At 71.3% G+C, this 18149-nt stretch carries 19 protein-coding genes; all 19 read left to right on the forward strand.

Annotated features, from left to right (window positions below):
• Positions 1 to 21: 21 nt before the first annotated feature.
• The 19 genes from ACZ7GX_RS13465 to ACZ7GX_RS13555 all read left to right on the forward strand — a co-directional run bounded on the left by ACZ7GX_RS13465 (position 22) and on the right by ACZ7GX_RS13555 (position 18144).
• The gene (locus ACZ7GX_RS13465) at positions 22 to 1167 is read left to right on the forward strand and encodes a L,D-transpeptidase (RefSeq protein WP_498776273.1); all 1146 of its coding nucleotides are present in this window, start codon (positions 22 to 24) and stop codon (positions 1165 to 1167) included.
• Positions 1168 to 1619: 452 nt separating this feature from the next.
• A complete protein-coding gene (locus ACZ7GX_RS13470) occupies positions 1620 to 2417 on the forward strand; it encodes an alpha/beta fold hydrolase (protein ID WP_498776275.1) in 798 nt (265 codons plus the stop codon).
• Positions 2414 to 3667: a D-inositol-3-phosphate glycosyltransferase gene (gene mshA, locus ACZ7GX_RS13475; protein ID WP_498776278.1), complete on the forward strand. Its 1254-nt coding sequence runs from the start codon at positions 2414 to 2416 to the stop codon at positions 3665 to 3667. The genes ACZ7GX_RS13470 and mshA overlap by 4 nt, the downstream gene beginning before the upstream one ends.
• Positions 3664 to 4146: a type III secretion system chaperone family protein gene (locus ACZ7GX_RS13480; RefSeq protein WP_123745140.1), complete on the forward strand. Its 483-nt coding sequence runs from the start codon at positions 3664 to 3666 to the stop codon at positions 4144 to 4146. Before mshA ends, ACZ7GX_RS13480 begins: the two co-directional genes overlap by 4 nt.
• Before the next feature lie 68 nt (positions 4147 to 4214).
• On the forward strand, positions 4215 to 5099 hold the full coding sequence (locus ACZ7GX_RS13485) for a DUF4349 domain-containing protein (RefSeq protein ID WP_498776280.1): 885 nt from the start codon (positions 4215 to 4217) through the stop codon (positions 5097 to 5099).
• 375 nt (positions 5100 to 5474) lie between these two features.
• Positions 5475 to 7037 (forward strand): 4-coumarate--CoA ligase family protein, encoded by a 1563-nt coding sequence (locus ACZ7GX_RS13490; RefSeq protein WP_498776282.1) that lies wholly within the window; start codon positions 5475 to 5477, stop codon positions 7035 to 7037.
• Between the two features lie 202 nt (positions 7038 to 7239).
• The gene (locus ACZ7GX_RS13495; protein ID WP_498776284.1) at positions 7240 to 7503 is read left to right on the forward strand and encodes a hypothetical protein; all 264 of its coding nucleotides are present in this window, start codon (positions 7240 to 7242) and stop codon (positions 7501 to 7503) included.
• Between the two features lie 111 nt (positions 7504 to 7614).
• Positions 7615 to 8361 (forward strand): phosphoglyceromutase, encoded by a 747-nt coding sequence (locus ACZ7GX_RS13500; protein ID WP_498776286.1) that lies wholly within the window; start codon positions 7615 to 7617, stop codon positions 8359 to 8361.
• Positions 8362 to 8652: 291 nt separating this feature from the next.
• Positions 8653 to 9852 carry a sensor histidine kinase gene (locus ACZ7GX_RS13505; protein ID WP_498776288.1) on the forward strand — a complete coding sequence of 400 codons (1200 nt, stop codon included), beginning with the start codon at positions 8653 to 8655 and terminating at the stop codon, positions 9850 to 9852.
• On the forward strand, positions 9849 to 10529 hold the full coding sequence (locus tag ACZ7GX_RS13510; protein WP_498776290.1) for a response regulator: 681 nt from the start codon (positions 9849 to 9851) through the stop codon (positions 10527 to 10529). The genes ACZ7GX_RS13505 and ACZ7GX_RS13510 overlap by 4 nt, the downstream gene beginning before the upstream one ends.
• A gap of 27 nt (positions 10530 to 10556) precedes the next feature.
• Positions 10557 to 11567 (forward strand): Ppx/GppA phosphatase family protein, encoded by a 1011-nt coding sequence (locus tag ACZ7GX_RS13515; protein WP_498776292.1) that lies wholly within the window; start codon positions 10557 to 10559, stop codon positions 11565 to 11567.
• Complete coding sequence (locus tag ACZ7GX_RS13520) at positions 11567 to 12802, forward strand: Rv0497 family membrane protein (protein ID WP_498776294.1); 1236 nt, start codon at positions 11567 to 11569, stop codon at positions 12800 to 12802. The genes ACZ7GX_RS13515 and ACZ7GX_RS13520 overlap by 1 nt, the downstream gene beginning before the upstream one ends.
• Positions 12799 to 13584 carry a sugar phosphate isomerase/epimerase family protein gene (locus tag ACZ7GX_RS13525; RefSeq protein ID WP_498776296.1) on the forward strand — a complete coding sequence of 262 codons (786 nt, stop codon included), beginning with the start codon at positions 12799 to 12801 and terminating at the stop codon, positions 13582 to 13584. The genes ACZ7GX_RS13520 and ACZ7GX_RS13525 overlap by 4 nt, the downstream gene beginning before the upstream one ends.
• Before the next feature lie 133 nt (positions 13585 to 13717).
• Positions 13718 to 14638, forward strand: coding sequence for a proline dehydrogenase family protein (locus ACZ7GX_RS13530; RefSeq protein WP_498776298.1), 921 nt, complete (start codon positions 13718 to 13720; stop codon positions 14636 to 14638).
• A gap of 8 nt (positions 14639 to 14646) precedes the next feature.
• Complete coding sequence (locus tag ACZ7GX_RS13535) at positions 14647 to 15453, forward strand: thioesterase family protein (protein WP_498776300.1); 807 nt, start codon at positions 14647 to 14649, stop codon at positions 15451 to 15453.
• A gap of 69 nt (positions 15454 to 15522) precedes the next feature.
• Positions 15523 to 16335: a pyrroline-5-carboxylate reductase gene (gene proC, locus ACZ7GX_RS13540; protein ID WP_498776302.1), complete on the forward strand. Its 813-nt coding sequence runs from the start codon at positions 15523 to 15525 to the stop codon at positions 16333 to 16335.
• A gap of 120 nt (positions 16336 to 16455) precedes the next feature.
• Positions 16456 to 16659, forward strand: coding sequence for a helix-turn-helix domain-containing protein (locus ACZ7GX_RS13545; RefSeq protein WP_123745150.1), 204 nt, complete (start codon positions 16456 to 16458; stop codon positions 16657 to 16659).
• Positions 16660 to 16781: 122 nt separating this feature from the next.
• Positions 16782 to 16883: a 30S ribosomal protein bS22 gene (locus tag ACZ7GX_RS13550; RefSeq protein ID WP_015105422.1), complete on the forward strand. Its 102-nt coding sequence runs from the start codon at positions 16782 to 16784 to the stop codon at positions 16881 to 16883.
• Between the two features lie 223 nt (positions 16884 to 17106).
• Complete coding sequence (locus ACZ7GX_RS13555) at positions 17107 to 18144, forward strand: NAD-dependent epimerase/dehydratase family protein (protein WP_498776306.1); 1038 nt, start codon at positions 17107 to 17109, stop codon at positions 18142 to 18144.
• Positions 18145 to 18149: the final 5 nt, after the last annotated feature.

The following is an 18149-nucleotide window of genomic DNA, read 5'->3' on the forward strand; positions in this document are numbered from 1 at the left end:
CTTCGATCAGGAGGTCGTAACGTGCACAGGACAGTGGCGGCTCTGCTGCTCGGCTTGGCCCTGGTGGCGGGCTGCTCGGCGAAGGTGGAAACGGGCACCGCCAAACCGATCGGCGGCGACAACCCGCCGGTGGCCAAGTTCACCACCGCGCCCGCGGACGGAGCGGTGGACGCGCCCGTGAACGCGCCGGTGCAGGTCACCGTGGCCGAGGGCACGATCGACCAGGTCGCGGTCACCAACCCCGAGGGCAAGGCCGTCGAGGGCAAGCTCGCCGAGGACAAGAAGTCGTGGTCCAGCACGGAGCCGCTCGGGTTCGGCAAGGCGTACACCTACGCGGGCAAGGCGACCGGGACGGATGGCAGGCCGGTCGAGCTGAAGGGCGGGTTCACGACGGTGAACCCCGCGTCGCAGGTGCGCGCGACGCTGTTCCCCGGCGACAACCAGACCATGGGCGTGGCGGTGCCGATCAAGATCGACTTCGACGCCGACGTCGCGGATCGCGCGACGGTGGAGAAGGCGCTGACGGTGACGAACTCCGCCGGGGTCAAGGGCAGTTGGGCGTGGCTCAGCTCGCGCGAGGTCCACTACCGGCCGGAGCAGTACTGGCCCGCGAACACCCAGATCCACGTCGAGGCGAAGCTGTACGGGGTGCCCTACGGTGGCGGTGCGTACGGTCGCGCGGACGTGACCAGCGACTTCACCATCGGCCGCAACCAGGTCGTGAAGATCGACACGTCGTCGCACCAGCTGGTCGTGCAGCGTGACGGGCAGACCGTGGCGACCTACCCGGCGTCGTTCGGCAAGGACGACGACCCGAACCTGGCCACGCCGAACGGCACGTTCGTGGTGATGCAGAAGTTCGACACGTGGAGCTTCGACAACCCCCAGTACGGCTACACCAACGTCGTGAAGAAGTGGTCGGTGCGGTTCTCCAACCACGGTGAGTTCATCCACGAGAACAACGACAACGCGGCGAACATCGGCAAGCTCAACTCGTCGCACGGGTGCGCGAACCTGTTGGAGGCCGATGCCAAGGCGTACTACGACAGCGCGATGGTCGGTGATCCGGTGGTGGTGACCGGGTCGGTCACGACGTTGCCGGCGCAGTTCGACTGGTACGACTGGCAGATCCCTTGGGCGCAGTGGCAGACGATGTCCGCGCTGTGAAGACCTGACTGCTCGCGCAGGTTCGGGTCGGTGGTCACGCTCGGGTCCGGCTCGATTTGACATGGGGCCCTTACGGGCACTCCAGGCAGGCCAAAGCCGGCAGGCCCGGCGGGGAAGAGCGTCCCGCCAGGCCTGCCGGCTTCGACCAGCCTAAAGCACCCGAACCCATGTCAAATCGGGCCTCGGTGGGTGCGCTGCGGGTCCGTTGTGCGGCGGTTGAGGGTCCTTGGTGGGTGCGGTGTGGGTCCGTTGTGCGGCGGTTGAGGGTCCTTGGTGGGTGCGGTGTGGGTCCGTTGTGTGGTGGTTGAGGGCCTCGGTGGGGGTGTGGCGGGTCCGTTGTGGGCGGTTTGGGTTCCTGTCCGTTGTGGGCGGTGGGGTCTGGCTGGTGTGGTTGATGGCGCAAAATCGCTTGCGCGGGAAGTGGTGGGATGATTCGCGCGTTGTCGTAGGTCGTGCGGAACACTCTCCTCGACGCCGAGGGCGTCCGGCTGTCGGTTCGCGAGTCGGGCCCGGCCGATGCCCCTGCGGTCGTGCTGGTGCACGGATGGGCGCAGTCCGGGGAGGTGTGGTCGCCTCAGCCGTCGTGGCGCGGTTACGCGGTGGATCTGCGCGGTCACGGGGCGTCGGACGTCGCCGAGGGCGGTTATCGGGAGTCGGAGGTTTGGGCGGCTGATCTGAAGGCCGTCCTCGATCACGTCGGGCGGCCCGCGGTGGTGGTCGGGTGGTCGTACGGCGGGGTGGTGATAGCCGACTACCTGCGTTTCCACGGCACGGCCGGGATCAGTGGGTTGGTGCTGGTCGGGGCGGTCACCGAGTTGGGGCGGGATCGGCCCGGCGGGGTTGTCGGGCCGGTGATGAAGGCGGCGTTGCCGGCGGCGTTCTCCGACGACCCGGCGGTGGCGGTGCCGGCGTTGGCGCAGTTCTGCCGTGATCAGGCGCCCGGGTTGGCCGGTGACGTGGTGCAGCGGATGTTGGGCACGGCGTTGCGGGTGCCGCCTCGGGTCCGGCGGGAGCTGTTCCGGCGGGACGTGGACAGCGCCGTCGTGCTGAAGGCGGTCGACAAGCCGACACTGGTCGTGCACGGCACCGCCGACGAGGTGGTCGACCCGGCCGCCGGTGAGTACGCGGCGGCCCTGATCCCCGGAGCCGACTTGCGCCGCTACGACGGAACCGGACACTCGCCGTTCCTGGAACGACCGGAGCGCTTCGCGGCCGACCTCGGTCGGTTCGTGGCGGAGGTCTCCCGGTGAAGCGGGTCGCGGTGCTGTCGGTGCACACGTCGCCGTTGGAGCAGCCCGGCACGGGCGACGCGGGCGGGATGAACGTCTACATCGTGGAGACCGCCACGCGGATGGCGCAGCGGGGTATCGCGGTGGAGATCTTCACCCGGGCGACGTCCTCGGAGTTGCCGCCGGTGGCGGAGCTGGCGCCCGGGGTGAAGGTGCGGCACGTGGTCGCGGGGCCGTTCGAAGGGCTGGGCAAGGAGGAGCTGCCCGGCCAGCTCTGCGCCTTCACGGCGGGTGTGCTGCGGGCCGAGGCGCGGCACGAACCAGGTCACTACGACGTCGTGCACTCGCACTACTGGTTGTCGGGGCAGGTCGGGTGGTTGGCGCGGGAGCGGTGGGCGGTGCCGTTGGTGCACACGGCGCACACGTTGGCGAAGGTGAAGAACCTGGCGCTGGCGGCCGACGACACGCCTGAGCCGCGGATGCGGGTGATCGGCGAGGAGCAGGTGGTCGCCGAGGCGGACCGGCTGGTGGCCAACACCGACGTCGAGGCGGCCGAGCTGGTCAAGCTGTACGACGCGGACCCGTCGAAGGTGCTGGTCGTGCCGCCTGGCGTGGACCTGGAGCGGTTCACGCCCGGTGATCGGGACGGTGCCCGGACGGCGCTGGGGTTGCGGCCGGAGTCGGTGGTGCTGGCGTTCGTGGGGCGCATCCAGCCGTTGAAGGCGCCGGACGTGCTGTTGCGCGCGGCGGCGGAGATGGTGGCGCGCGATCCCGGGTTGCGGTCGCGGTTGGTCGTCCTGGTGGTCGGTGGGCCGTCGGGGTCGGGGATGAAGACGCCCGACGAGCTGGTGCGGTTGGCGGCCGAGCTGCGGATCTCGGACGTGGTGCGGTTCCTGCCGCCGCAGGGCGGTGAGGCGTTGGCGAGGGTCTACCGCGCGGCCGACGTGGTCGCGGTGCCCAGTTACAACGAGTCGTTCGGGCTGGTGGCGCTGGAGGCGCAGGCGTGCGGGACGCCGGTGGTCGCGGCGGCGGTGGGCGGGTTGCCGGTGGCGGTGCGCGACTGGGTGTCCGGGGCGTTGGTGGACGGTCACGACCCGGGCGCGTGGGCGCGGGTGCTGTCGAGCATCGCGCTGAACCCCGCGTGCCGGGAGGAGCTGGCCAGCAACGCCGTCGGCCACGCCCGCCGGTTCTCCTGGGACCGCACGACTGATTCACTCCTCGCCGGGTACGCCGAAGCCCGGGACGTGTTCCGCGAGGAGGTCATCGCTTGAGCCTGGACGACGTCATCAAGTCGACGCTGGACGACCGCGAGCTGCGCTACGACCGCAAGGAGCCGGGGCGGTTCTTCGTGACGCTGCCCGGCACGAAGAAGCTCCAGACGAACTGCTGGCTGGTGGTCGGCAGGCACGCCCTGGTGGTGGAGGCGTTCGTCTGCCGCAAACCGGACGAGGCGCACGAGGACGTCTACCGGTTCCTGTTGCGGCGCAACGCCAAGCTGTACGGCGTGCACTACACGATCGACACGACCGGCGACATCTACCTGGTCGGCCGGATCGCGCCGCACGCCGTGACGCCCGACGAGCTGGACCGCGTGCTCGGGCAGGTGGTGGAGGCCGCCGACGGCGACTTCAACACGTTGCTGGAGATCGGGTTCGCCGGCGCCATCCAGCGGGAGTGGGACTGGCGGGTCTCGCGCGGCGAGTCGCTGGCCAACCTCGAGGCGTTCCGGCACCTGGTGTCCGAATCGTGATCGCGCGGGAGCAACGGGGGTGAGCCCGGGCCCCGTCCCACCAGTGACCGGAAACCAGGGAGGGGCACATGGGCAGACGGGTGGGATTGGCGGTCGCCGCGTTCGCGGTGCTGGCGCTGGCGGGTTGTGCGGCGAACAACTCGGGGTCGGCGGCGGATGTGGCCGCGCCGGTGCCGGCGCAGGACAACGCCCAGCGGGGCGGCGGCACGCCGAAGCAGGAGTCGGCCGGCACGGGTGAGGCGCAGCAGGCGGGCACGTCGGCGCAGCAGAACCGGCAGCTCATACGCACGGCGACGGTGGAGTTGCGCGCGCCGGACTCGAACGCGGTGCTGTCCGGGGTCAAGGACCTGGTGATCGCGGAGGGCGGGTACTCGGCGCAGGAGAAGTCGCAGTCCAACCGGGCGTCGGTGACGTTCAAGGTGCCCGGCGACCGGCTCGACCAGGTGATGGAGTCGATCGCCAAGTTGGAGGGCGTCGAGGTCAGCAGGCGTGAGCTGCAGACCGAGGACGTGACCGAGCAGATCGTGGACGTAGAGGCGAGGATCGCCAACCAGCGGGCCAGCGTGGAGCGGGTGCGGGGGCTGCTGGAGCGGGCCACGACCACGTCCGAGATCACCGACATCGAGGCCGAGCTGACCAAGCGGCAGTCCGAGCTGGAGTCGTTGCAACGCCGGTACGAGACGTTGAAGGGCCAGGTCGCCATGTCGACGTTGACCGTCGTCATCTCGGCGACGGGCGAGCCGGTGGTCGTGACGGACGAGAACGACTTCCTGGAGGCGTTCGCCGGTGGCTGGAAGGCGCTGGTGACGGCGTTCGGCTGGCTGCTGGTGGTGCTGGGCGGCGTGCTGCCGTTCGCGGTGGTGCTGGGGGTGCCGGCGTTCGGCTACCTGTGGTGGCGGCGTCGCCGGAGGGCCGTGACCGTCGAGCCGGTCGCGTCGTCGAGCACGCCGTAGCGGGCCGGCCGGCGCGGGAGCGCGGGGCGGCTTGGGAGAGAGGGGGAGTCGCGAACTCAAGCCGCCCCGCGTCAGTCCCCGCTGAGGTGGATCCGGGCGGGGGGAGCCCGGGCTTCCAAGCGGGCCGCGGTTCGACGGGGGGATTGCGAACCGCGGTAGCCGCGCGGGTCGATCGGAGTGCGTGGGAGTCGACCCGCGAAGGCCATGCCAACTTGGCAGATGGCCGGTGATCACCACAAGGGCCGGCGCTAGTCCATTCGTGTGTTCTTAGCCGAGTTAAGTAACGCTGTAGCGCGACCGGCGACCGCCTTGACCAGCGATGTGGCTTGACTCACGATGACGGGATCCCGCCCCCAGGATGAATGAGGCAGCCGCATGGTCTTCCGCAGTCCGTTCCCCGATGTCGCGGTCCCGGACGTCTCGCTGCACGAGTTGCTGTTCGCCGACCTCGGCGAGCGCGTCGACCGGGTGGCCCTGGTCGACGGCACCTCAGGTGCGTCGCTGACCTACGGCCAACTGGCCGGGGCGGTCGACCGCCTGGCCGCCGCGCTGGCCGCCAGGGGGATCGGCAAGGGCGACGTCGTGGGCATCCTCAGCCCGAACACCCCGTACTACGCGGTCGTGTTCCACGGCATCCTGCGCGCGGGCGCCACCGCGACCACCATCAACGCCCTCTACACGGCGGACGAGGTCGCGCACCAGTTGACGGATGCCGGCGCGAAGATGCTGTTCACGGTGTCCGTGCTGCTGCCGAACGCCGCGCCGGGCGCCGAGAAGGCGGGCATCTCCGACGTGGTCGTGCTGGACGCCGCCGAGGGCTACCCCAGCCTGTCGTCGTTGCTGGCGAACGCCGAGCCGGTGCCGGAGGTGTCGATCGACCCGGCGCGGGACGTGGCCGTGCTGCCGTACTCGTCGGGGACGACCGGCCGGGCCAAGGGCGTGATGCTGACGCACCGCAACCTGGTCGCGAACATCATCCAGTGCGGGCCCCTGCTCCAGGTCGGCGGGGACACGAAGATCCTCGCCGTGCTGCCGTTCTTCCACATCTACGGCATGCAGGTGCTGATGAACAACGGCCTGCACGTCGGCGCGACGGTGGTGACGCTGCCGAAGTTCGACCTGGCCGAGTTCCTGCGGGTGATCCAGGACCACCGGACCGACCGCGTGTACATCGCGCCGCCGGTCGCCGTGGCGCTGGCCAAGCACCCGTTGGTCGACCAGTACGACCTCTCCGGCATCGACACGATCTTCTCCGGCGCCGCGCCGCTGGACGTCGACCTCGCGGCGGCCGTGGCCAAGCGGCTGGGCTGCCGCGTCTCGCAGGGCTACGGGATGACCGAGATGAGCCCGGTCAGCCACGCGATCCCGGACGGCCGCGACGACATCCCCGTCGGCACGGTCGGCGTCATCGCGCCGAACATGGAGTGCCGTTTCGTCGACCCGGCCACCGGCGAGGACGTGGGCGTGGGCGAGCGCGGCGAGCTGTGGTGCCGCGGCCCGAACGTCATGAAGGGCTACCTGAACAACCCCGACGCCACCGCCGCCACGCTCGACGAGGACGGCTGGCTGCACACCGGCGACGTCGGGATCATCGACGAGAACGGCCTGGTCAGCATCGTCGACCGGGTCAAGGAGCTGATCAAGTACAAGGGCTACCAGGTGCCGCCGGCGGAGCTGGAGGCAGTGCTGCTGACGCACCCGGAGATCGCCGACGCGGCCGTGGTCGGCGTGCGTGACGCGGAGGGCGAGGAGGTGCCGAAGGCCTTCGTCGTCCGCCAGCCGGGCACGGCGCTGGACGAGTCCGGCGTGATGGAGTTCGTGGCGTCCCAGGTCGCCCCGCACAAGAAGGTGAGGGTCGTGGAGTTCATCGAAGCGATCCCGAAGTCGGCCTCGGGCAAGATCCTGCGCAAGGACCTCCGTGCTCGTGAGGCCAGTTGATCGGGTGACCGGTTGGCGCAGGTGAGCCTTGTGGGCCATGGCTGACCTGCGTCGACTGCGCCGCCAGTGAAGTCGAGCATCGTCACGTCGATGCTGTGGTGATCACTCGATGGTGTTGACACCCACTACTCGGCGAGCAGGGCTCGTCACGCTCCACAACCATGTCGGGTGCAAATCGGAACCACACATCGGAGAACACCGCATGCGCATCCTCGGAAGGCTGGCCGTCGCGGCCGGCGCCACCGCCGTCATCCTGCTGGCTGCCCCGGCCGCCAACGCCTCCGACGCACCGGCGGAGCGGACGGCGAAGGGCGCGATGGACGCCGTTCCCAGTGGCGACCTCCTGGGCGCCCTCTCCGGCGTGCTGGGCCCGCTGGGTGGCGGCCTCGGTGCCGTGACCGGTGGAGCCGGCGGCATCGGGGGCATGACCGGTGGGCTCGTGGACGTCCAGGGCCTCGGCGGCTGATCGGCTTCGGGCCGGGTCGGGGAGACCCGGCCCGGCCCGCCCGCTGCACCGATCAAGATCACACCTGCCGCCGACGTGAGCCGGCCCGGTCCATCTGGCAGGCTGACGCCCATGGCTGTCGGAACCCTGGTGCTGCTCCGCCACGGCGAGAGCGTCTGGAACGCGGAGAACCTGTTCACCGGTTGGGTGGACGTCCCCCTCTCGGAGAAAGGTGTGAACGAGGCGAAGCGCGGCGGCGTGCTGCTGCGCGAAGCGGGCGTGCTGCCGGAGGTCGTGCACACGTCGCTGCTGCGGCGGGCCATCGGCACCGCCAACCTCGCCCTCGACGCGGCCGACCGGCACTGGATCCCGGTCCGCCGGGACTGGCGGCTCAACGAGCGCCACTACGGCGCGCTCCAGGGCAAGAACAAGAAGCAGACGCTGGACGAGTTCGGCGAGGAGCAGTTCATGCTCTGGCGCCGCTCGTACGACACCCCGCCGCCGCCGATCGAGCCCGGCACCGAGTTCAGCCAGGACAGCGACCCCCGCTACGCCGACCTCGGCCCCGACCTGCCGCTCACCGAGTGCCTGCTGGACGTGGTCAAGCGGATGATCCCGTACTGGGAGTCCTCGATCGTGCCGGACCTGCGCGCCGGCCGGACGGTGCTCGTGGCCGCGCACGGCAACTCGCTGCGCGCCCTGGTCAAGCACCTCGACGGCATCTCGGACGATGCCATCGCGGGCCTGAACATCCCCACCGGCATCCCGCTGCGCTACGACCTGGACGACGAGCTGAAGCCGCTCAAGCCGGGCGGCGAGTACCTCGACCCGGACGCGGCGGCGGACGCGATCAAGGCCGTGGCCAACCAGGGCCGCTAGTCGAACCCCACCGGACGGCGGCACGCGCGCAGGGCACACCCGGCGCACGTGCCGCCGTCTCGCGTTCCACCCCTCGGCCGGCGCCCCCGGTACGTCCTCCGCTCGTCACCTGGAGGAGAACCCGGCTTCCGCGGTTCTGCACCTGTCCGAACACGCCTGACTCAATTGGACACGATTGGGTGAACGGCGGTCGTCCGCCGGGAGAACATCGGCCCCGGACGGTGTCGCAGGAGTCACGAACCAGGCGTCAGCTCTAGGCCGCACCCGGCCTGACCTGCTTACGATGCGCTTGTGACCGCAACGGGTTACCTCGTCCTGTCGATCGGCGCTCTGCTGATCGGCGGCGTCGCGTTTCTCGCCGGACGGACCACCGCACGCGCCCGTGAGACGCGTCCGCGCGGACTCACCGTCGCCGACCTCATGGCCAGGGTCGTCCACTCCTCACCCGACGGCATCGTCGTGCTCAACGGCTTCGGTGACGTCGTGCTGCACAACGCCCGCGCCGAGGAGCTGGGCGTGGTGCGCAACAACCGCGTGGACGACCGGGCCAGACGCGCCGCCGAGATGGCCCGCCGCAACGGTGGGGTGATCTCGGTGGACCTGTCGTCGCTGGAGGTCATCAAGGGCCGCCAGCCGCAGGCCGTGCACGCCACCGTGAAGGTGCTCACCGAGGGCTTCGTGGTGGTCGACGCCACCGACGAGTCCGAGTCGGTGCGGCTGGAGGCCACCAGGCGCGACTTCGTGGCCAACGTCAGCCACGAGCTCAAGACCCCGGTCGGCGCGCTCGCGCTGCTGGCCGAGGCCGTGCTGGACGCCGCGGACGACCAGGAGGAGGTCCGCCGGTTCAGCGCCAAGATCATGCAGGAGGCCACCCGGCTGGGCACCCTGGTCACCGAGCTGATCGCGCTGTCGCGCCTGCAGGGCGCGGAGAAGCTGCCGGAGCTCAGCCGGGTCGAGGTCGACGTGGTCATCGACGAGGCGATGGGCCGCTCCAGGCTGGCCGCCGAGTCCGCGGGCATCGAGATCGCCACCGACTCCCCGAGCGGGCTGGAAGTCGAGGGCGACCGGACGCTGCTGGTCACGGCCCTGAGCAACCTCCTGGACAACGCGGTCGCGTACTCGCCGCCGGGCAGCCCGGTGTCGGTCAGCCGCAAGCTCGTCGACGGTTTCGTCGAGATCGCCGTCACCGACCGCGGCATCGGCATCGCCGAGGACCAGCAGACCCGCGTGTTCGAGCGCTTCTACCGCGTCGACAAGGCCCGGTCGCGCGCCACCGGCGGCACCGGGCTCGGGCTCGCCATCGTCAAGCACGTCGCCAACAACCACGGCGGCGAGGTGAGGCTGTGGAGCCTGCCGGGCACCGGCTCCACCTTCACGCTGCGCATCCCGGCTCATCCCGACCAGGAGGAGCCCACCCAGGACCTGCCCACGCAGGAGCTGGCGAGCCCCGTGCCGAGCGGCGCGGGCAGCAACCACGGAGGAGAGCTGTGACCAGGGTGCTCATCGTGGAGGACGAGGAGTCCTTCGCCGATCCGCTCGCCTTCCTGCTGCGCAAGGAGGGCTTTACCGCGGCGCTCGCGGCCACCGGCCAGGAGGCGCTGGAGGAGTTCGACCGCAACGGCGCCGACATCGTGCTGCTCGACCTCATGCTCCCCGGCATGAGCGGCACGGACGTGTGCAAGCAGCTGCGCGCCCGCTCCGCCGTGCCGGTGATCATGGTCACGGCGCGGGACAGCGAGATCGACAAGGTCGTCGGCCTGGAACTGGGCGCGGACGACTACGTCACCAAGCCGTACTCGGCCCGCGAGCTGATCGCCCGGATCCGGGCCGTGCTGCGACGCGGCGGCGAGTCCGAGGAGCTGCTGCCGCAGGTCCTGGAGGCCGGCCCGGTGCGGATGGACGTCGAGCGGCACGTGGTGACCGTGGACGGGGCCGAGGTGAGCCTCCCGCTCAAGGAGTTCGACCTCCTGGAGTACCTGCTGCGCAACGTCGGCCGGGTGCTGACCCGCGGCCAGCTGATCGACCGGGTGTGGGGCGCGGACTACGTCGGCGACACCAAGACCCTGGACGTGCACGTCAAGCGGCTGCGGTCGAAGATCGAGCCCGACCCGTCGGCGCCGCGCCACCTGGTCACCGTTCGCGGACTGGGATACAAGTTCGAATCCTGATCACCCCGACCGGGTACGGTGCACCGCGTGCGCCTAGGGGTGCTTGATGTCGGGTCCAACACCGTCCACCTCTTGGTGGTGGACGCCCATCGTGGTGCCCACCCGACGCCGATGAGTTCGGAGAAGTCCGTGCTGCGCCTCGCGGAGCAGCTGGACGGCTCCGGGCTGCTCGGGCGGGCGGGCGCCGACCAGCTGGTGCGCACCGTCGCCGCGTCCAAGGCGGCGGCGGAGCGGCTCGGCTGCGAGGACCTGATGGCGTTCGCCACGTCCGCGGTGCGCGAGGCGGGCAACTCCGCCGAGGTGCTGGACCGGGTGCGCGCCGAGACCGGCGTCGACCTGCAGGTGCTGACCGGCGAGGACGAGGCGCGGTACACGTTCCTCGCGGTGCGCCGCTGGTACGGCTGGTCGGCGGGCAGGCTGCTGTGCCTCGACATCGGCGGCGGGTCGCTGGAGCTGGCGGTCGGCGTCGACGAGGAGCCGGAGGAGGCGTTCTCGGTGCCGCTGGGCGCGGGCAGGCTGACGCGGACCCGGTTCCGCAACGACCCGCCCACCAGGGCCGAGGTGCGCGAGACCACCGCGTGGCTGGCCGAGCAGCTGGCGCCGGTGGCGAAGAAGCTCCTCCGCGTGGGTGCTCCCGATCGGGTGGTCGCGACGTCGAAGACGTTCCGCACGCTGGCCCGGTTGACCGGCGCGGCGCCGTCCTCGGCCGGTCCGCGCGCGCGACGCGTGCTCACCGACGCGGGCCTGCGCCAGCTCATCGCGTTCATCTCCCGGATGTCCGCGGCCGACCTGGCCGAGCTCGAAGGGGTGAGCGCGAGCCGTGCCCACCAGCTGGTGGCGGGCGCGTTGGTGGCGGAGGCCACCATGCGAGCACTGTCACTCGGCGAGCTGGAGATTTGCCCCTGGGCGCTGCGGGAAGGTGTCATCCTGCGTCGGCTGGACCACACTAATGGTTCGGACCTGGACACCGCGCCGGACCACACCCGCCGGACGGGTGACACTGGACGGACTGGCCGCCACGGGGCACGGTGGAGTTGATGAGTCGAGAGAGCGAGTCGGAGCAGACCCAGCGCACCGTCGCGGAGTTGCTCGCCCAGTACGGCGGCGGGGGCTCCGGCGAGGTGACGCCGCGTCGGCGACGGCGCCGTGCCGAAGAGGCCTCGGACACCGCTCCGCAGGCCATCATCGACCGGGTCAACTCCGACAGCGGCAGGCTGCGCGCCCTCCGCGACGAACCCGCGCCGTCCGCGCCGCCGCCGTCCGCACCCCCGCCGCCGGCCGCACCGCCGCCCGCGCCGTTGCCGCAGCGGCAGCGAGCCGTCGAGTCCGAGCGCACGGCCTACCAGCCGCCGGTGTCCCGCCCCGAGCCGCCGGTCTCCCGGCTGGAGCCGCCGGTCTCCCGGCTGGAACCGCCGGTCTCCCGGCTGGAACCACCCGTGTCCCGGCTCGAGCCGCCGAAGCAGGCCGAATCCGGGCGCAGACGCGCGCCCGAGGTCGACCCCGCCGAGGAGACCCGGGTCGTGCCGCCGATCGTGGCGGACTACCAGGGCGAGCCGTCCCGGCCCAACCTGCCGAAACCGCCGGTCAAGCCCGAGTCGTCGCGCTCGAACGTGGTGCGGCCCGTGCCGCCCGGCGCGCCGCCTGCGGTGAAGCCGCCCGTTCGCGAGCCGGTGACCGAGGTGATGCCGCGCATCACCGACAAGCTGGCGCCGAACGTGCCGCTGGAGTCGTTGCCGACCGAGTCGGTGCTGATCGTGCCGCCCGCGCCGCCGCGCCTGCCCGACCCGCTGCCCGACCAGTCCGCCGAGGACTGGTTCGGCGACGACGAGCCGGAAGAGGCCGTCGAGGGCGAGAGCACCGCGTTCCACCCGTACGTCGACCTCGACGAGGAAGACGAGGACGACGACTACCCGCGCCGCGACTTCAAGCGCCGCGACCTCGACGACGACGGACCGGCCGGGCTGGCCGACATCGACGACGACGAGGACGAGGAGCGCCCCGCCGACCGCTCGGCGGGCAAGGAGTGGCTGCTCATGATCGGGCAGCTGGCCGCGGGCGTGATCGGTGGCGCGGCGCTGTGGCTCGGCTTCAACTTCCTGTGGCGCACGGCCGCGCCCGCCGCGCTGGTGGTGGCCCTGGCGGTGACCGTCGGCCTGGTGATGATGGTCCGCAAGATCCGCCGGGCCGACGACCTCCAGACGACGGTCCTGGCGGTGCTCGTCGGGTTGATCGTGACGGTGTCGCCGGCGGCGATGCTGCTGGTGAACTCTTGATCCCGGTCGGGCTGTCCACCGCGGCCGTGTGGCCGCAGCCCGCGGGCGCCGCGTTCGAGGCGGCGGCGGAGCTCGGGTACGACGGCGTCGAGGTCATGGTGTGGGCCGACCCCGTGAGCCAGGACGTGAAGGCGGTCGACCGGCTCTCGAAGCGCTACCGGGTGCCGGTGCTGGCCGTGCACGCGCCGTGCCTGCTCATCAGCCAGCGCGTGTGGTCGCCGGACCCGGTCGAGCGGCTGCGGCGCAGCGTGCGGGCGGCCGGTGACCTGGGTGCGCGGACGGTCGTGCTGCACCCGCCGTTCGTGTGGCAGCGGCGGTACGCGGACGGTTTCGCTGACCTGGTCGCGTCGCTGGAGGACGAGAGCGGCGTCGCCATCGCGGTGGAGAACATGTTCCCGGTGCGGCGTCCCCTCGGGCGTGGGCGATCGGTGCAGGTCACGGCGTTCCGACCGTCGATCGACCCGACCGACGTCGGCCACCGGAACTACACGCTGGACCTGTCGCACGCCTCGGCCGCGCACGTGGACACGATGGAGCTGGCCAAGCGGATGGGCGACGGGCTGACCCACGTGCACCTGGCGGACGGCGCCGGCCTGCCCAAGGACGAGCACCTGGTGCCCGGCCGCGGCACGCAGCCGTGCGGCGAGCTGCTGTCCCACCTGACCCGGACGGGCTTCACCGGGCAGGTCGTGCTGGAGGTCAACACCCGCCGCGCCCGCACCGCCGCCGAGCGCACCGAACTGCTGACCGAATCACTCCTGTTCGCCCGCCTGCACCTCTGACCACGCAAAACGCGCGTGTCCCACGTTCGCGTCGTGCGTGTCCCACGTTCAGCACCCCCGAATCCGGGGCTCAGGTCGACCGACGGCGAACTCACATCCGCTCCGGCGCCGGTCAGCGGCTAGGGTCTTGATCGTGAACCCGTTGCGCACGTTGATCCTCGCCGCCGCGGGCAACGACGCGGTGCGCCGGGTCGTCGCGACCGCGCCCGTCAGCCGCGACGTGGTGCGCCGGTTCGTGGCGGGCGAGAGCACCGCCGACGCGATCGACGCCGCCGGCCGGCTGATCGGCGACGGCCTGCGCGTCACCCTCGACCACCTCGGCGAGGACACCACCGACCGAGCCACCGCCGAACGGACCGTGCGCGCCTACCTGGAGCTGCTCGACCAGCTGCACGACGTCGGCCTCGCCGCGGACGCCGAGGTGAGCGTGAAGCTGTCCGCCGTGGGCCTCGGCCTGGGCGAGACGGTCGCCCTGGACAACGCCTCCCGCATCTGCGCGGCGGCCGAGCAGGCGGGCACCACGGTCACGCTCGACATGGAGGACCACACCACCACCGACGCCACCCTGCGCGTGCTCGCCGAACTGCGCCGCCACTGGCCGTCGGTGGGCGCGGTGCTCCAGGCGTACCTGCGCCGCACCCTGGACGACGTGCGCGAACTCGCGGACACGCGCGTGCGGCTGTGCAAGGGCGCGTACGCCGAACCGCCGTCGGCGGCCTACCTCGACCCGCACGAGGTCGACCTCAACTACGTGCGCTGCGCCAACGTCCTGCTGGCCGGCTCCGGCTACCCCATGTTCGCCACCCACGACCCGCGCCTGATCGAGATCGTCTCCGAACGCGCCCGCTGGTACGGCAAGGCGGTCGAGGACTTCGAGTTCCAGATGCTCTACGGCGTCCGGCCGGGCGAGCAGCGGCACCTGGCGGCGGAGGGGCACGTCGTGCGCGTCTACGTGCCGTACGGGGGTCAGTGGTACGGGTACCTGATGCGCCGGCTGGCCGAGCGGCCGGCCAACGTCGCGTTCTTCCTGCGTTCGCTGGTCACCCGCTCGTGAGGAGCCCTGTGTCCTTCTCGGTAGCCAGTGCGGTCCGCCCCCTCGGCGACGGCACGTACACCGCGTCCCTGCCCGCCGAGTGGACTGTCGGCCCCAAGCCGCACGGCGGGTTCCTGCTGGCCTTGGTGGCGCGGGCGGCGGTGGACGGCGCGCGGGCGGCCGTGCCGGGTGCGGACGACCTCGCGCCGCTCGCGGTGAGCGCGCAGTTCCTGCGCGCGCCCGAGGTGGGGCCGGTGCTGGTGCGGACCGAGGTGCGCAAGGCGGGGCGGACGGCGACCGTGGTGACGTCGACGCTGGAGCAGCGCGGGCGCAGCTGCGTGGAGGCGGTGGTGACGGTCGGGCGGATGCCGACGGCCGAGCCGGACTACGCCGACCTGCCCGACATGCCCGCCGCGCCGCCCGCGGACGCGGTCGACCTGGCGTCGATGGGCTCCGGCGGTGTGTACAAGCTCGGCGCGGTGTGCGACGTGCGGCTGGACCAGGCGGGCGCCGGGTTCCTGACCGGACGGGTCGGCGACCCCCTGGTGCTGCGGCTGTGGGTGCGTCCGCTGGGTGAGCGGCCGGACCCGTACTTCGCGCTGGTCGCCGGTGACGTCTCGATGCCCGTGACGTTCAACCTCGGCCGGTTCGGGTGGTCGCCGACCGTGCAGCTGACGGGGTTGCTGCGGGCGAACCCGGCGCCGGGGTGGCTGCGGGTGCGGGTGTCGTGCAGCGCGGTGCACGGGCAGTGGTTCGACGAGGACGCGGTGGTGATCGACTCGGCGGGGCGGCTGGTGTGCCAGGCGCGGCAGTTGGCGCTGACGCCGGCGAACTGAGCGGTGAACCCGGGTTCCTGAAAGTGGGACGCGCGTGGGTCCGGCGTGGTGGCGTGGCACGCTTGGCGCATGACGAGGATCGCCGTGTTGGGGGCTGGCAAGATCGGTGAAGCGCTGCTGTCGGGGCTGCTTCAAGGCGGGCGCAAGGCCGACGACCTGCTGTTCACCGAGAAGCACCCGGAGCGGGCCGCCGCGCTGACCGAGCGGTACGGGGTGGAGGGCCTCGACGTGCCCGGCGCGGCGCAGCGGGCCGACGTCCTCGTGGTCGCGGTCAAGCCGCAGGACATCGAACCGCTGCTGGACGAGCTCGCGCCCGTGCTCAAGCCCGGCACGCTCGTGGTGTCCCTGTGCGCGGGCCTGCCGACGTCCCTGTACGAGCGCAGGCTGCCCGACAGCACCCCGGTGGTCCGGGTCATGCCGAACACCCCGATGCTCGTCGGCGAGGCGATGAGCGCCATCTCGGCGGGCAAGTACGCCACCGACGAGCACCTGAACCTGGTCGAGGAGCTGCTGACGACGGTCGGCAAGGTGGCCCGGGTCCCGGAGAACCAGCAGGACGCCGTCACCGCGCTGTCCGGCTCCGGCCCCGCCTACTTCTTCTACCTGGTCGAGGCCATGATCGACGCGGGCATCCTGCTCGGCATCCCGCGCGACCTGGCCGGTCGGCTGATCATCCAGTCGGCGGTCGGCGCGGCCACCATGCTGAACGAGGGCGACCAGCACCCGGTCATCCTGCGGGAGGCCGTCACGTCGCCCGCCGGCACCACCATCATGGCCATCCGCGAGCTGGAGAAGCACGGCGTGCGCGCGGCCATGCTGGCGGCCATCGAGGCGGCCCGCGACCGTTCGGTGGAACTGGGACGCGACCACGAGGCGGACTGATACCGCCATTGGCCGTCGCACCAGTCCCACCCGTCCCGTTACCCTCAGGGGAGCACGTGCGTGTCGAACCGTCGGTGGGGAAGCCGACGGCACGACGCGTGTCGAAGGACGCGGTGATCCATGCCTGCGGAGGAGAAGTCACTCGGTCAAGTCAGATTCATGACGGTCGCCGAGGTCGCGCTGATGATGCGCGTGTCCAAGATGACGGTGTACCGCCTGGTCCACTCCGGTGAGCTGACGGCGGTGCGCGTCGGCAAGTCGTTCAGGGTGCCGGAGAAGGCGGTCAACGAGTACCTGCGGAACGCCTACTTCGACGCCGGGTGAGGCCGCGCTCGGGCAGGCGGGTAAACTCATAGGCCGTTCGTGCCTGGTGTCGGCGCGCCCACTTGACGGGTGTCTCCACCGGCGCGTGGAGACCACCAACGTCTAGTAGTGAAGGAACCCGCATGGGCTCGGTCATCAAGAAGCGCCGCAAGCGCATGTCGAAGAAGAAGCACCGCAAGTTGCTGCGCAAGACGCGGGTCCAGCGCAGGAAGCGCGGCAAGTAGCCCCTGCGGGTTCTAGCACCGCCAGTCCCCGGCCACACCGGTCGCGGGACTGGCGGTGTCTTCGTTCCGCGCCGCCCGGGCGCGATCCGGGTGTCATCCCGCCATCCGGGTGATTCACCGGTAAAGCCTCGGTGACCTGCGTCAAGACGACGTTCCGCGACCGATCGCGGGCGCCGGTTCCCGGTTAGCATCGTCGAGTCGCACCACCCGCACAGGGAGTCGCATGGCGCCCAAGGTCGTTCTCGTCACCGGTTGCAGCCGGTACCTCGGCGGTCACCTCGCCGCGCGCTTCGCGGCGAACCCCGATGTCGAACGCGTGCTCGGCGTGGACACCGAACCGCCGTCGCGCGACCTGCTGCGCCGCATGGGCCGCGCCGAGTTCGTGCGCGCCGACATCCGCAACCCCCTCATCGCGAAGGTCATCGCCACCGCGCAGGTCGACACGGTCGTGCACGCGTCGGTGACGGCGAACCCGGCCGGCCCCAGCGGGCGGACCGTGATGAAGGAGATGAACGTCATCGGCACGATGCAGCTGCTGGCCGCGTGCCAGAAGTCGCCGCACGTGCGCAAGCTGGTGGTCAAGTCGACCAGCGCGGTGTACGGGTCCAGCTCGCGCGACCCGGCGGTGTTCACCGAGGACATGGGCCCCAAGGACCTGCCGTCCAGCGGGTACGCCAAGGACGCGGTCGAGGTCGAGGGCTACGTGCGCGGGTTCGCGCGCCGCCGGCCGGACGTGGACGTCACCTCGCTGAGGTTCAGCAACTTCATCGGCCCCCGCATCGACACGGTCCTGACCAGGTACTTCGCCCTGCCCGTCGTGCCGACGGTGATGGGTTACGACGCCAGGGTGCAGTTGCTGCACTCCGAGGACGCGCTGGCCGTGCTGGAACGGGCCACGCTGCACGACCTGCCCGGCGTCTACAACGTGGGCGGTGACGGCGTGCTGATGCTGTCGCAGGCCATCCGCCGGGCGGGGCGGGTGAGCCTGCCCGTGCCGAGCGCGGCGGTGCCGACGATGGGCCGGTTGTTCCGCAGCGCCAGGCTGGTGGACTTCTCACCGGACCAGATGAGGTTCCTGAACTGGGGCCGGGTGATGGACACGACGCTGCTGAAGCGTGAGTTCGGGTTCACGCCGAGGTGGACTACGCAGCAGGCGTTCGACGACTACGTGAGCGGGCGCGCGTTGCGTCCGCTCATCGACCCGGAACTGGTGGCATCGGTCGAGCGGGGTGTGCTCGACCTGGCCGCCCGGTTCCGCTGACCGGC

Source organism: Actinosynnema sp. NPDC037264 (assembly GCF_055603705.1).